Annotated in this window: 12 protein-coding genes; 8 read left to right on the forward strand and 4 right to left on the reverse strand. The window is 71.9% G+C overall.

Annotation, left to right across the window (positions count from 1 at the left end; genetic code table 11):
• Positions 1-34 precede the first annotated feature (34 nt).
• Positions 35-868: a carbon-nitrogen hydrolase family protein gene (locus tag ABZ896_RS06825; RefSeq protein ID WP_360923009.1), complete on the forward strand. Its 834-nt coding sequence runs from the start codon at positions 35-37 to the stop codon at positions 866-868.
• A gap of 164 nt (positions 869-1032) precedes the next feature.
• The gene (locus ABZ896_RS06830) at positions 1033-1392 is read left to right on the forward strand and encodes a hypothetical protein (protein ID WP_360923012.1); all 360 of its coding nucleotides are present in this window, start codon (positions 1033-1035) and stop codon (positions 1390-1392) included.
• Between the two features lie 160 nt (positions 1393-1552).
• On the opposite strand, the gene ABZ896_RS06835 is transcribed toward ABZ896_RS06830, so the two are convergent.
• The 3 genes from ABZ896_RS06835 to ABZ896_RS06845 all read right to left on the reverse strand — a co-directional run bounded on the left by ABZ896_RS06835 (position 1553) and on the right by ABZ896_RS06845 (position 4483).
• Entirely contained in the window at positions 1553-2677 is a 1125-nt protein-coding gene (locus ABZ896_RS06835; RefSeq protein ID WP_360923015.1) for a hypothetical protein, read from the reverse strand.
• A 450-nt stretch (positions 2678-3127) separates the two neighbouring features.
• Positions 3128-3646: an adenylate kinase gene (locus tag ABZ896_RS06840; RefSeq protein WP_360923018.1), complete on the reverse strand. Its 519-nt coding sequence runs from the start codon at positions 3644-3646 to the stop codon at positions 3128-3130.
• 102 nt (positions 3647-3748) lie between these two features.
• Positions 3749-4483, reverse strand: a complete 735-nt coding sequence (locus ABZ896_RS06845; RefSeq protein ID WP_360923021.1) for an SDR family NAD(P)-dependent oxidoreductase — start codon at positions 4481-4483, stop codon at positions 3749-3751.
• A 169-nt stretch (positions 4484-4652) separates the two neighbouring features.
• Between ABZ896_RS06845 and ABZ896_RS06850 the strand changes: the two genes are divergently transcribed.
• A complete protein-coding gene (locus ABZ896_RS06850; RefSeq protein ID WP_360923024.1) occupies positions 4653-5282 on the forward strand; it encodes a helix-turn-helix domain-containing protein in 630 nt (209 codons plus the stop codon).
• A 315-nt stretch (positions 5283-5597) separates the two neighbouring features.
• Complete coding sequence (locus tag ABZ896_RS06855) at positions 5598-6266, forward strand: Type 1 glutamine amidotransferase-like domain-containing protein (RefSeq protein ID WP_360923027.1); 669 nt, start codon at positions 5598-5600, stop codon at positions 6264-6266.
• A gap of 15 nt (positions 6267-6281) precedes the next feature.
• Here ABZ896_RS06855 and ABZ896_RS06860 read toward each other — a convergent pair whose 3' ends face one another.
• Entirely contained in the window at positions 6282-7307 is a 1026-nt protein-coding gene (locus tag ABZ896_RS06860; protein ID WP_360923030.1) for a LuxR C-terminal-related transcriptional regulator, read from the reverse strand.
• 255 nt (positions 7308-7562) lie between these two features.
• Between ABZ896_RS06860 and ABZ896_RS06865 the strand changes: the two genes are divergently transcribed.
• From ABZ896_RS06865 to ABZ896_RS06880, 4 genes are read left to right on the forward strand one after another with little or no spacing between them, the layout of a single operon-like run.
• On the forward strand, positions 7563-8600 hold the full coding sequence (locus ABZ896_RS06865; RefSeq protein ID WP_360923033.1) for a sugar ABC transporter substrate-binding protein: 1038 nt from the start codon (positions 7563-7565) through the stop codon (positions 8598-8600).
• A 7-nt stretch (positions 8601-8607) separates the two neighbouring features.
• Positions 8608-10653, forward strand: coding sequence for a sugar ABC transporter ATP-binding protein (locus ABZ896_RS06870; RefSeq protein ID WP_360923036.1), 2046 nt, complete (start codon positions 8608-8610; stop codon positions 10651-10653).
• A complete protein-coding gene (locus tag ABZ896_RS06875; protein ID WP_360923039.1) occupies positions 10650-11630 on the forward strand; it encodes an ABC transporter permease in 981 nt (326 codons plus the stop codon). Before ABZ896_RS06870 ends, ABZ896_RS06875 begins: the two co-directional genes overlap by 4 nt.
• A 26-nt stretch (positions 11631-11656) precedes the next feature.
• Positions 11657-13360 (forward strand): amidohydrolase, encoded by a 1704-nt coding sequence (locus ABZ896_RS06880; protein WP_360923042.1) that lies wholly within the window; start codon positions 11657-11659, stop codon positions 13358-13360.
• The last annotated feature ends 30 nt before the right edge of the window (positions 13361-13390 follow it).

A 13390-nucleotide genomic window follows, 5' to 3' on the forward strand; every position in this document is an offset into this window, starting at 1 on the left:
AGCGCAGACAGTCGTTCGCGAAGACCCCAGGGACGTGGAACTGCTGCGTCGGAGTGGGAGCGAGGTCCGTGCCCTGATGCGCGAGGCCGGTGCGCGGGGAGCGAGGATCGCGCACTTCCCGGAAGGCGCGATCTGCTTTCCCGGCAAGTACGTCATGTCCGCCTCCGGCCCGGACGAGGCCGGCCCGGCGGACTGGGACCGCTGCCAATGGCCGGTGGTCCAAGCGGAGTTGGCCGCGATCGCCGGGCTCGCCCGCGAGTTGCGGCTGTGGACGGTGATCCCGTCGGTGCACCGCCTGACCGGACCGAACCGTCCGCACAACAGCCTCTACGTCATCTCCGCCCGCGGCGAGGTCGTCACGCGCTACGACGAGCGGCTGCTGTCGAGGACGAAGGTCTCCTACATGTACTCGCCGGGCGTCTCCCCGGTGACCTTCGAGGTCGACGGTGTGCGCTTCGGCTGCCTGCTCGGCATGGAGATCCACTATCCCGAACTCTTCGCGGAGTACGAGAAGTTGGACGTCGACTGCGTCCTGCTCGCCACCAGCGGTACGCCCGGCAACACCACCGCCGAGGCCCAGGTCCAGGGCCACGCGGCGTTCAACAGCTACTGGGTCGGGGCGGCGGGACCGGCACAGGACAGCGTCACCGCACCGACCGGAATCGTCGCCCCCAACGGCACGTGGCTCGCGCGATGCCCGGCGGACGGATCCCCGTCGGTCGCCGTAGCGGACCTCGACGACAGCTCCGAGACAGCCGTGACGGCGTTGTCCTACGCCCGCCCATGGCGCCGTGAGTCCCGCTCGGGCCTCTACACGGAGCATCAGGTGACGGACCCACGCAGCGAGGACAGGACGGCGGGCTTCTAGAACGGTTGCGACTCCGGCGGCGGTTCAACTCCCTCTCTATGAAAGGAAACACGGCGCGGATCCGCCGCCGTGGACCAACCTCTTCCGCCGCCGGGGTCTCTTCCTGGTCGATTGGATCCACGGTCGATTGGATCCACCTCCCCCACGCAAGGAACAGAGACCCCATGAAGACCCGTTCCACAACCCGCAACGCCCTGCGCTTCGTCGGCGTGACCGCCGCGGCACTGACCGCGGCCCTCGCGACCGCGCTCCCGGCCGACGCCGCCGGCGGCGTGGACAGGACGGACTGCGGGAACCGGACCGACATCCTGCGGCTGGAGACCAACACCGGCAACCTCTGCTTCGTCAACCGCGGCGATCAGGACGTGCAGATCTACGGCGTGACCGCCATCTGGCCGGGCGACTACACGGTGACCGTCGCCTACCAGGCGACCATCAACGGCGACGTGCGGTACCTGGACCGCGACCCCCGCGACGGCTGGGAGTCGCCGATGCACAAGGTCACGCACATCTGGATCAAGTAGGGCTCCGGCGCGGGCCCGGCAGCACCGGGGCCCGGAGGCATCGGCGGTGGGCGACACGCCTGTGATCGTCCACCGCCGAAGCCGGCAAGACCGCTGTCGGTGAGGACGGCGCGAACGTCATCCTGCTGAACGTCCCTCCAACCGTGACCAGTTATGGCGATCACTCCGCGAGTTCCATCCACAATCCGAGTTCGGGGGCTTCCGCCTTGTACGGGCGACTGCGGTCAGGACGAACCGCTTGATAGCGGGCTACCAGCCGCTCTGCTGTCTGCACGGTGGCAGCAGGTAGATCGCGTTCAATGGCCCGCACCCAGGCAAAGTCCGACTTGGGGTCGTGGAGTGAACTCAGAGGCAAGGGCGGAGACAGAGAGCGGCAGGCCTTCCAACAGATCAGCTCCGGCGCATACTCGATCAAGTGGCCGTAGCCCTGCCTGGACTTCCGTGGCATCGCTTGCAGTGTCGAATGAGCCGACCGCCATGCCTCAACGGCACGCATCACGCCCACCGGGGTCATCCGCCCATGGAAGAGACTCTGGTAGACGGGCGCATCACGGTCGTCCCAGAGCGCTTCCCGTCCTTGCGGCGTGGCAGCAAGGTGCGCCGCGACCGGGCGGGGATAGGGCGACAGACAGGCGAGGGCGGAGGTTACGTCCGCCATGGAAAAGCGCTGCCCATGAGGTCCTGTCGTCATGCCTCGACGAGGATCGAAGTCGCCCTTCTCCCAGTCTCCCCGCATCAGGTTGACGATGTTCGGGCAGCGGATCAGGCGGTCCTGCGCCGTGGAGGGGTTGAGATATCGGTCGGCGACGTCATAGACACGACGAGCGCGCTCCCTCTCGGGTCCACAGTAGATCTCGAGGCGGATGACGGAACCCTGCAGATGGTCGTATGTCAGTCGGCCCCTTGCGGCCGCGATGACCTTCAAACGCTGCATTCCGTCGATGCACTCGGGCCCGATGATGTGCAAGGAGTCACCGAACGGCCGAACACCCGGCTGTACCTCCACGGCATCAGCGCCCAGCACAACGTGGCCTGCGGCACCAAAGTCTCCGGGTCGAAACTCCAGCATCCGTGCCAGTTCCCTGTTGGCCTCGGTGTCTCCGAGGTCGCCGCGGCCGGCCCACAGTCGGCGTGCCGCATCAACCGGAGCCGCGACGTGGACGAGGTCGGCCGCAGTGACATCCACGGCCCAACCACGCGTGAGTTGTGCGACGCGCAGTGGCCGAAGACTGAGGACATGTTCGGTCGAGAGCGGGCGCTCGGCGGACGAGAAGATCGAGTTCACGCCTGTTCAACGCGACGGAGCTCACAGCGTGACGGTGCCACGCCCATGTGTCATCCCGAGTCCGACCCCGTGCCAGGGGGCGTAGCGCTGATGGGATCCCGCAGTCCCGGACTTGTGACTGCTCAGACGGTGTGCAGGCAGGTCAGCGTCGATTCGGCCCGCCGAACGCGGCAGCTTCCCCAGCTGGGAGTCCCGCATCCCCCTGCCCACATGGCTGACATCGAGCTCCCGCCGGGCGGGCCGCATTGCAACGTGGCGTGTACGAAGCTCGGTTGGGGTTGGTCGGGCATGTGCGTGCGAGGCGAATGAGGCCGCCTTCAGGCGATCGATGAGAGCGGGTTGGAACTGCCGGGGAGGCGGAGTACCGCGTTGTTGCCGGTGTCGGTGAGGAGTTCGGCCTCGATGTGTTTCATCGGGGCATCCAAGCTCACGGTGGAATCCGGCGCCGGGTCAGAGAGTTGCGAGCCAAGTCGCCGTGGCCTTCGGGTGGGTGAAGTGGAGCGTGTCGAGAGGGGTGAAGCGGGGGTTCTGGAGGCGGGTGGCGATTTCGGTGTGGCGGGTGGCGTGTTGGGACCAGGACCACCATGCCGGGTGGGTGCGGGTCAGCCAGTCCGACCAGGGTTCTCTGTTGCCGCCGAAGAGGGGCTCTCGGGTCACCGTGCGTTTGAGGGAGCGGCGGAGGATTCGGGGCATTGTGACGCGGCGGGGGTAGTCCAGCCAGATGACCGTGTCGGCTCGGGTCCAGAGGAGGTCTCGGACTTCCGGGTAGCCCAGAGAGTCGATGATCCAGCGTGGCTCTGCGGCAAGAGACGACACGTCCTCCGTGAAACGGTCGTTCACCGTCCATGACGGGCCCTTGAAGTACAGCGCGTCCATCTCGTGGTACGGCATCCCCAGACGGTCACTCACCGCCCGCGCGAGGGTGGATTTGCCTGCGCCCGTGACTCCTACCACCAAGATCCGGTCCACTGACGCACCCTACCGGGAGGCCCTCCCCTCCGGTGCCGCGCCATCGCGCCCGACCATGTGGGAGACGTACCTGCCGGACGTGCCGTACCGGAAGGTGTGCCGCTAGGCGGAGACGGGGGTGAGTTCGACCGGATACGCCTGCTCCACCCGGTCGCGCTTGGTGTACATGTCCCAGTACAGGTCGGCCAGTTCGGCCGGGTCGGCGACCGGGAAGGCCGTGGGGTCGAAGGGGGAGTCGGGGGAGGCCGTCGCCGCCTCCGCGCCCTCGCTGCCGGTGATCATCGCGGCGACGGTGAGCGTGCCCGCGTAGACGCCGGTGCCGGTGAGTTCGCCGCTCAGGGAGTAGAGGTAGTTGCGGGCGGCCGACATCACCGGGCCGACGCCGCTGAGGTGGGGCATCGGGTGCACCGCGGAGTAGCCGGTGGTCATCAGGAGGGCGCCGTCGCCGCGCTCGGTGAGTTCCGGCAGGACCGTGTGGAAGACCTCGACCGGGGTGAGCAGGAGCAGCCCGGACAGGCGGGTCAGGGTGGCCGCGTCCAGGTCGCGTGCCGGGACGAACGGCACGTCGCCGCCTATCGGGCCGTACTCGACGACGTCGATCCGGCCGAAGCGCTCGCGGACGGCCGCCACCAGCGCGGGCACGCCCGCCGGGTCGGAGAGGTCGGCGGGGAAGGCGGCGGCCTCGATGCCCTCGGCGGCGAGCCGCTCGACGAGCGCGTCCAGGCGCTCCTTGCGCCGCGCCACCAGGGCGACCCGGAAGCCCTCGCGGCCGAAGCGGCGGGCGACGGAGACGCCGAGGCCGGTACCGGCACCGAGGACGGCGATGACTTTGGACATGGGGGCTCCTGGGGAGGGGAGATTATGTTGACCAGCAGGTCAACTTCTCGGGCGACCGTAGCATATAACTTGACCCTCGGGTCGATTTAGCTCCGTCCGAGGGTGCGACCATGGAAGGCCGACCGAGGGATACCGAGGGACGAGACCGAGGGACGAGGAGGGTCGCCTGATGCGGGCCGACGCGCGACGCAACGCGGACAAGCTGCGGGAGGCCGCCGCCGAGCTCTTCCGCGAGCGCGGCCTCCAGGTCTCCCTGAAGGAGATCGCCCGGCGCGCGGGCGTGAGCCACGGCACGCTCTACAACCTCTTCGGCAGCCGCGAGGCGCTCATCGACGAGGTGGTCGCCGACCTGGCCCTCGGCCGGCTGGAGGAGGTCGCCCGGCGGGCGCTCGCCCACGACGACCCCTGGGGCGGCTTCGCCCTCTACGTCGAGCAGGTCTGCGAACTCCAGGCCGCCGACCCCGCGATCAGCGACGTCGTCACCGGCCGCTATCCCGACGCGGCACGCCTGATGGCCCTGTGCGACCACACCCGCGCCGTCGCCGAGCGGATCATCGAGCGCGCCCGGCAGGCCGGTGCCCTGCGTCCCGACTTCACCTCCGGGGACCTGCTGTTCGTCTTCGCCACCAACGCGTCGCTCTCCCGGGCCGCCAGGGACACCGCGCCCGACGTCTGGCGCCGGGGCATCGCCTTCCTCCTCGACGGCCTGCGCACGGAGGCGGCCCACCCACTCCCGGCCGCACCGCTCACGCCGGAGGAGCTGTACGGGGTGATGGGGCGGCTGGCCAGCGGAGCGTGAGGGCCCGTTTCCGAGACCGGCGTGGTGGGCCGGGGCTGGGTGGGCGTCTGTTTCCGAGGCGGCCATGGTGGCCGGGGTCGGGTGGGTGTCCGTTCCCGAGGCAGCCATGGTGGCCGGGGTCGGGTGAGCGTCCGTTCCCGAGGCAGCCATGGTGGCCGGGGCTGGGTGGGCGTCCGTTCCCGAGGCTGCCACGGTGGCCGGGGCCGGATGACCTTCCCGACGCGACGGGGGGCGTGGTGAGCGCCCGTTCCCGAGCCGGCCACGGCGTTCCCCCGCCCCGTTGCGCGAGCCCACCCCCCATGCTTGGCTCGCCCGATGAACTTTCTGCTGACGGCGGGTGGCCTGCGCAACGAGTCGTTGCGGGAGGCGCTGCGGGACATGCTGGGCAAGCCGTTCGGAGCGGCGAACGTCGTGTACGTTCCCACCGCGTCGGTCGCCGAGCCCGGCGACCACGGCTGGCTCCTTGCCGACATGAACCGGGTGCACGGCCTGGGCTGGCGGGAGTTCGACGTCCTGGAACTCAACGGTCTGCCAAGGCAGTTGGTCCTCGACCGGCTGCTCCACGCCGACGTGATCTACGTCAGCGGCGGCAACCACTACCACCTCGCGCGCAGCATCACGGGCAACGGGCTGGCCGACGGCATCCTGGAGGCGCTGGAGAGCCGGGTCTACGTGGGGCTCAGCGCCGGGTCGATGATCCTCGGCCGGCATCTCACTACCCACTCCGCCGACGTCATCGGCGACACCGCCGACCTCCACCTGCTCGGCGCGACGGCCGTGGAGCCGCCGTTCGGCCTCTTCGACTGGTACCTCAAGCCCCACCTGTACTCACCGGACTTCCCCGAGCGGGACGACGCCTGGGCCGACCGCATCGTCGCGCGGGCGGACTTCCCGATCTACTTCATCGACGACGACACGGCCGTCCGCGTCAGGGACGGCAAGGTGGACGTCGTCTCAGAAGGCCGGTGGCGGTTCCATCCCTGACGCGGTGGGCCGGCGTCACCGTTCCCCGAAGAACCCCACGTGTTCCGGTGCCGGGCGGAGCAGGCCGTCGCGGAGGGCGAGGGCCGTGGCCTCGGCGCGGGAGCCGGCGCCCGTCTTGCGCAGCAGGTGTTCGATGTGGCTGTGCACGGTCCGCGGGGAGAGGAACAGCGCCTGCGCGATGGCCTGGTTGGTCTGCCCCGTCGCCGCCCGGGTGAGCACCTCCAGCTCGCGCGGACTGAGTCCGTACGGCAGCTCGGTCGGCGTCTCGTGCACCAGCACCGCGTCCGCGGCGAGCCCGGGGCCCGGCCGGTGCCGGTGCAGGGCGAGCCGGTACCAGGTCCCCTCGACCGGCCACAGCAGCCGTAGCCGATGGCCCCCGGCGTCCGCGAAGGCCCGCAGCACGCCCCTGAACTCCCCGTCCCCCAGGGCCCGTACGCGCTCCCGGCCGGGCAGGTCGAGCACCCCGTCGGCGGTCACCAGGCTCGCCGCGCCCCGCTCCGGCAGGCCGGGTGTCTCGCCCGCGCGGCCCACCGGGTCGGCGAACGCGGCGAGCGCCGGGATGACGGAGGCGAGCAGCCGCCGCCTCTCGTGGTCGTAGGCGCCCGCGGTCTCGCTGCTCAGATGGACCAGCCCGACCAGCCGGTCGCGGTGGCGCAACGCCCCGGTGACCCCGTCGCGGAAGCCCGCCGGGCGGACCCGCTCGGCGTAGAACCAGCCCTGGCGGAAGCGGGGTCCGAGCTCCTCCGGGTCCTCGGTGTCCTCGGAGATCGACGGCGGCAGCTCCTGTCGTACGACATTGCGGTACCACGGTGTCGTGACGAACTCGCGGGCCAGGGCCTGGGAGGTGACGTCGGTGTAGCCGAGGCCCGCGACCTGGACGTGGACACCGGTCAGCGGGTCGATGGCGAGCAGGGTCGCGGCGTCGAGGGGGAGCGCGCGGGCGAGTTCGCGCAGCGCCTGGGCGCAGGCGGAGACGGTGTCGCGCTCGCGGGTGAGCATGCCGATGCGGGTGGCCGCGACGAGCTGGTGGTGGCTGAGCATACGAGCCTCCGGGGAGCGGCTCGGGAGCACGGGGTTCACATGTCGTTTGGGGCCTAATGATTTCCGCTCACGATAGAGGCGGCGGTCGTGCGGGGCAAGGGTTCGGGGAGCGCGGGGGTGCCCGGGCACGCGATCGGTATTTGTACGGATGGTGGTGCGGCGCGCCCGGGGCTTTTCTGTTCGGCACAGCTTCGGGCCGGCCTCGGCCCGGCAGGACGCCCGCCCCGGCGGGCCCGCGCCTCGGAGAGCCCCGCCATGACCTCACGCCGGTCCGTCGCCGTCCCCGCCAGCTCGCGGAGACGGTTCCTCGCCTACTCGGGTGCGGCCGTCGCCGCCACCGCGCTCACCGCCGCCGGATGCTCGGCACCGGCGAGCACCTCGGCCTCCGCCAAGTCCTCCGGTACGGGCTCGGCGGGCCCCCTGACGAGGATCGGCCTGGACTACCCCTTCACCCAACTCCCGCTCTACACCACGCTCGTCAAGCTCTCCACGGCCGCCGCGAAGAAGCACGGCATCTCGATGCTGACCACGAACGACGCCGCCAACGCCGACACCCAGGCGACCAACCTCACCACCTGGGTGGCGCGCAAGGTCCCCGCGATCGTGTCGTTCCCGATGGTCTTCGAGGCCACCGAGGCGATCGCCAAGTCGGCGCTGGACGCGGGCCTGATCTGGGTGACGTACGGCGGCACCCTGGAGCACCAGAGCGCCGACATCCAGTTCAGCTTCCGCGAGGGCGGCACGCTGCTCGGCGAGGCGGCCGCCAAGTGGGCCGGGGAGAAGCTCGGGGGCAAGGGCAAGGTCGCCTTCCTCACCGACAGCACCATCGAGCTGGGCCGCGAGCGGACCAAGGGCATGATCGACGCGTTCACGAAACTGGCGCCCGGGGTGGACGTGGTCGCCCGTGAGCAGGCCATCGACCCCGACACCGGGCTCGCGAAGACCAACGCGATCCTCGCCAAGCACCCCGACCTCAACCTGGTCCTCGGCGTCACCGACGCGGCCGCGTACGGCGGGTACAAGGCGCTCCAGCAGGCCGGCCGGAGCGCCGACGACGCGAAGACCTTCGTCGGCGGGCAGGACGGGTCCGCTCCCTCCCTCATCGCCATCAAGCAGGGCACCTTCTACCGGGCCTCCGCCGCGCTCGCGCCCGAGGACATCGCGCACGCGATCGTCGAGGTGCCGCGCGCGGTCGCGGCCGGGAAGGCGAAGCCGAGCGTCCAGGTGCCGATCGCCCTCGTCGGCCCGGACGACACCGCGAAGATCGACGCGCTGCTCGCCCAGAACGCCTGAGGCCGCCATGACACCGGTGAACCTGCGGATCCGCGGACTGAGCAAGTCCTTCGGCGGGGTGCGGGCCCTGGACGGCGTGGACCTGACCGTGCCGATGGGCCAGGTCCACGCCCTGCTCGGACACAACGGCGCGGGCAAGTCCACGCTCATCAAGTGCCTCGGCGGGGCGTTCGCGCCGGACGCGGGCACGATCGAGGTCGGCGGGGCGTCGTACACCCGGCTCAGTCCGCGCGCGGCCATCGACGCGGGCGTCGCGATCATCTTCCAGACGCTGAGCGTGGTCGACGCGCTGACCGTGACCGAGAACATCTTCCTCGGGCAGGAGTGGACGCGGTACGGCGTCGTCGACCGGCGGGCGCAGGAGAAGGTCGCGGCGGGTCTCCTTGAGCGGGTCGCCGCCGGGTGTTCGCCGCGTGACCGGGTGGGTGAACTGCCCATGGGACAGCGGCAGTTGGTGGAGATCGCCAAGGCGCTCAGCCGCAGCGCGTCCGTCCTCGTCCTGGACGAGCCGACGGCGGCCCTCTCCACGGCGGAGAGCGCCGCGCTGGCCACCCGCGTCGAGGACCTGCGCACCCAGGGCCTCGCGATCGTCTACGTCACCCATCTGCTGGCGGAGGTGGAACGCCTCGCGGACGCGGTGACGGTGCTGCGGGACGGGCGGGTGGTGCGTCGGGAGGTGGGGGCGGGGTGGACGCGGGGGGAGTTGGTGGAGGCGGTCGCGGGGCGGGTGGTGGCCGGTGCGGCTGCGGCTGCGCGGGCAGATGGTGTGGCTGTGGTGGGGCAAGGGGTCGGTGGTGCTGGGGGTGCGGCAGGGCGGGTTCGCGTATCGGGAGGTCCGGTCGAGGGGGCCGGTGTCTTGGGGCGGTCGGTCGAGAAGTACCGCGCTTTGGGGCCGTCGGTCGAGGAGTCCGGGGCCTCGGGAGGGCCGGTCGAGAAGTCCCGGGCCTCGCGACAGGTGGCCGAGCGGTCTTGCCCGGGCGTGGACCCGGCCCGGGCACCCCGGCTCTCCGTGGACGGCTTGACCGGCCCTGGCTTCGGGCCCGTCGGTCTCACCGTCCGGGCGGGGGAGCGGGTCGGGATGTTCGGGCTCATCGGGTCGGGGCGTACGCGGATTCTGGAGAGTCTGTACGGGGTGCGGCGCGCCGAAGCCGGGACCGTGCGGGTCGGGGAGCGGACCGTCGCGCCCGTACGGCCCGCCGACGCGCTCGCCGCCGGGATCGCGCTCGTGCCGGCCGACCGGCGCCGGCAGGGGCTGTTCCCGGTGCTCGGGGCGCAGGACAACGTGCTGCTGCCGTCGGTGCGGCGGCTCGCGCGGGCGGGGGTGCGCGGGCTCGGCGCCGAGCGGCGGGTGTTCGGGGCGCTCGCCGACGCCGTAGGGCTGCGACCGGCCCTGCCGCGGCTGCCCGCCGCCGCGTTCTCCGGCGGCAACCAGCAGAAACTCGTCCTCGGCCGGTGGATCAACGACTCCCGGCGGGTGGACGTCCTGCTCCTGGACGAGCCCACGCAGGGCGTCGACGTCGGGGCGCGGGCGGAGATCTACGAGGTGGTCTCCGCGCTCGCCGCCGACCGCGGCACCGCCGTGCTGTTCGCCTCCAGCGACCCCGAGGAGATCGTCGCCCTGGCCGACCGCTGCCTGGTCGTCGCCGGGGGCCGGATCGTGGGGGAGCTGTCGGGGGAGCGGCTGACGGAAGAGGCCTTGCTGTCGGCGGTGCATGGGGCGGGTCCGGGCCGAGGGCCCGACGAGGACGGCGACGGCGGCGAGTCCGACGGGGCTGACGGGGCTGACGGGGCTGACCTGGCCGACCGGGCTGACAGAGCTGACCAGGCCGGCGACGGCCGCGAGTCCGACGGGGCTGACCACGCCGACGGGGCCGACGGCGGCGCGTCCGGCGAGGGCGCCGCTTCGGACGGCCGTATCGCCCCCGCCGCCACCCCGTCCGGGTGCACCAGTCCCGCCCCGCCCACCGACACGTCCTCGTCCATCGCCACGACACCGTTCCCCGACTCCGCCCCGTTCCCCGACTCCGCCCCGTCCCCCGAAGGAGCCGCATGACCACCGTCGATCCCGTTCTCGCCCGCCCCCGTCTCCTCGCCTCCGGTGGGCTCACCGCGGTGCGGCGGCAGCCGTTGATCCCCGTGCTCGCCGTCATGGTGCTCGTGTTCCAGGTGGCCACCGGCAGTTTTCTCCAGCCGGCGAATCTGCGGGGCATCGCCACCGACGCGGCCACCCTCGCCATCGTCGCCGTACCGTCCGCGCTGCTCGTCATCAGCGGGTATCTCGACCTGTCCGTCGGCTCCACGCTCGCGCTCGGCGGGCTGGTCGGCGGCTGGCTGGCCGGGCAGGGGCAGTCACCGGTCGTCGCGGTGGCCGGCGCGCTCGCCGCCGGTGCGGTCGTGGGCGCGGTGAACGGCGTCCTGTGCTGCTACTTCGGCCTCTCCGCGTTCATCGTCACCCTCGGCATGCTGACCGCCGTACGCGGACTGGCCCAGCAGCTGTTCCCGCTCCCGCTGAGCGGCTTCGGCACCGGGTTCGCCTGGCTCGGCGGCGCCCGGATCGCCGGGCTCGCCGCGCCGGTCGTCGTCGCCGCGCTCGTGCTCGTGGCGGGCGCGCTGTTCCTCGCGCTCACCCCGGCCGGGCGGCACGTCTTCGCGATCGGCGTCAACCGGGAGGCCGCGCACCTCTCCGGGATCGACGTGCGCCGTACGCCGTTCCTGCTGTTCGTGGTGACCGGTGTGGCCGCCGCGCTCGCCGGGGCGATCAAGGCGTCCGTGCTGGACAGCGTGGTCGCCGGGACCTCGGGCTCCGGGTTCGAACTGGCCGTGCTGACAGCCGTGTTGGTGGGCGGGGTCGCCCTCACCGGCGGCTCCGGCTCGATCCTCGGCGTCCTGCTCGGCGTGCTCTTCCTCGGCTGTCTCCAGAACGGCCTGACCCTCCTCGACGTGCCCACGTTCTGGCAGCAGATGGCCCAGGGCACGGCGCTGGTCGCGGGCGCGGCACTGGCGTACTTCGCGCCCCGCGCTGCTCGTTGACCCACCCACCTTCCGGAAAGGCCCCCATGACCACCCCCGCTCCGGCCCCCTCCCTCGTCCTCACCGGCGGCCAAGTCCTCACCGTCGACCGCGAGTTCACCGTCACCGAAGGTGTCGCCGTGCGCGGCCGGGACATCGTCGCCACCGGCACCGACGCCGAGATGCGCGCCCTGGCCGGCCCCGGCACCCGGGTCGTCGAACTCGCGGGGCGGACCGTGCTGCCCGGCATCAACGACTCCCATCTGCACGGCGCCGCCTACGGGATGACGAAACCGCCCTTCGCCCTCGACGTCGCTCACCCGGCCGTCGCCTCGATCGCCGACGTCGTCGCCGTGGTCCGGGAGGCGGTACGGGCCGCGCGTCCCGGCGAGTGGGTCGTCGGCCTCGGCTGGGACCCCGGTTACCTCGCCGAGTGCCTGGCCGACCCGCGCCGCTTCCCGCACCGCCGCGACCTGGACGCGGTCGCCCCCGACCACCCCGTCTGTCTGACCGACTTCTCCTCGCACATGGTGTGGGCCAACAGCGAGGCCCTGCGCCGCTGCGGCATCGACGCGGCCACCGCGTCCCCGGCGGGCGGGGTCGTCGACCGCGACGGCGACGGGGAGTTGACGGGCATCCTGCGCGAGGCGGCCCAGCGGCTCGTGCAGTCCGCACTGCCCACGCCGTCAATCGCCCAGCGCCGGGCGGCCATTGAGGGCGTGGTCCGGGAACTGCACGCCCGCGGCATCACCAGCTACACCGAGCCCGGCCTCGGCCCCGGCGGCACCGGCACCCTCCTCGGCGGCCTGAGCACCGACAACTGGACCGCGTACGCCGACCTCGTGGCCGTAGGCCAACTCCACGCCCGCGTCAGTGTGTTGCTGCTGCCCGCTCCCATGGGCGGCTCCGCCGAGGACGTGCGCAAGGGCCTGGAGGAGCTGCGCCGCCCGGTCTCCGCCGACCCGCGCCGGCTGAACGCGATCGGCGTCAAGATCTTTGCCGACGGGGTGCCGCCGAACCGTACGGCCTGGATGAACGAGCCATATCCCGGGGGCGGTCACGGCGCGTTGTGCGTGCACGGCGACTCCCCGGCGCTCCAGGTCGAGGAGTTGCGCGAGATGATCCGGATCGCGCACGAGGCGGGCTTCCAGCTCGGCGTGCACGTCACCGGCGACCGGGCCATCGACACCGTCGTCGACGCCTTCCTCGCCGCGGACACCGCCGCGCCGCGTCCCGACGCCCGCCACTACGTCATCCACGGCGACTTCATCGGCGCCGACAGCCTCGCCAAGCTCGCCGCGCACGGCTACGGCGTCAACATGAACCCCGCCATCAAGTGGACGATCTCCGACCTGATGGACGAGGTCGTCGGCCGTGAACGCTCCGCCTACCAGTGGCCCGTGCGGTCCGCGGTCGAGGCGGGCGTGCGGGTGTGCGCGAGTTCGGACGCGCCGATCACCGAGCCGGACTGGCGGCAGGGGGTCGCCGCGATGCTGCTGCGCGAGTCCAAGGCCAGCGGCCGCACCAGCGGGCCCGAGCAGCGGGTGACGCTCTCCCAGGCCCTGCGCGCCTACACCGCGACCCCCGCCTGGCAGGACTTCGCCGACGACTGGAAGGGCACCGTCGAGCCGGGCAGGACGGCCGACCTGTGCGTCCTGGACCGCCCGCTGCTGGGCATCGACCCGCACGAGATCCCGGACGTACGGGTGGACCTCACGGTCTTCGACGGCGCCGTGGTCCACGAGCGCTGAACTCCCCGGAAAGGAAACCGAGTTGGCCAT

The sequence above is a fragment of the Streptomyces sp. NPDC047072 genome, from assembly GCF_040643855.1.
Lineage (GTDB): Bacteria > Actinomycetota > Actinomycetes > Streptomycetales > Streptomycetaceae > Streptomyces.

Coding starts and splice junctions, on each gene's coding strand:
- ABZ896_RS06830 (WP_360923012.1), top strand. CDS start 1,033: ATGAAGACCCGTTCCACAACCCGCAACGCCCTGCGCTTCGTCGGCGTG.
- ABZ896_RS06845 (WP_360923021.1), bottom strand. CDS start 4,483: ATGTCCAAAGTCATCGCCGTCCTCGGTGCCGGTACCGGCCTCGGCGTC.
- ABZ896_RS06850 (WP_360923024.1), top strand. CDS start 4,653: ATGCGGGCCGACGCGCGACGCAACGCGGACAAGCTGCGGGAGGCCGCC.
- ABZ896_RS06855 (WP_360923027.1), top strand. CDS start 5,598: ATGAACTTTCTGCTGACGGCGGGTGGCCTGCGCAACGAGTCGTTGCGG.
- ABZ896_RS06860 (WP_360923030.1), bottom strand. CDS start 7,307: ATGCTCAGCCACCACCAGCTCGTCGCGGCCACCCGCATCGGCATGCTC.
- ABZ896_RS06865 (WP_360923033.1), top strand. CDS start 7,563: ATGACCTCACGCCGGTCCGTCGCCGTCCCCGCCAGCTCGCGGAGACGG.
- ABZ896_RS06870 (WP_360923036.1), top strand. CDS start 8,608: ATGACACCGGTGAACCTGCGGATCCGCGGACTGAGCAAGTCCTTCGGC.
- ABZ896_RS06875 (WP_360923039.1), top strand. CDS start 10,650: ATGACCACCGTCGATCCCGTTCTCGCCCGCCCCCGTCTCCTCGCCTCC.
- ABZ896_RS06880 (WP_360923042.1), top strand. CDS start 11,657: ATGACCACCCCCGCTCCGGCCCCCTCCCTCGTCCTCACCGGCGGCCAA.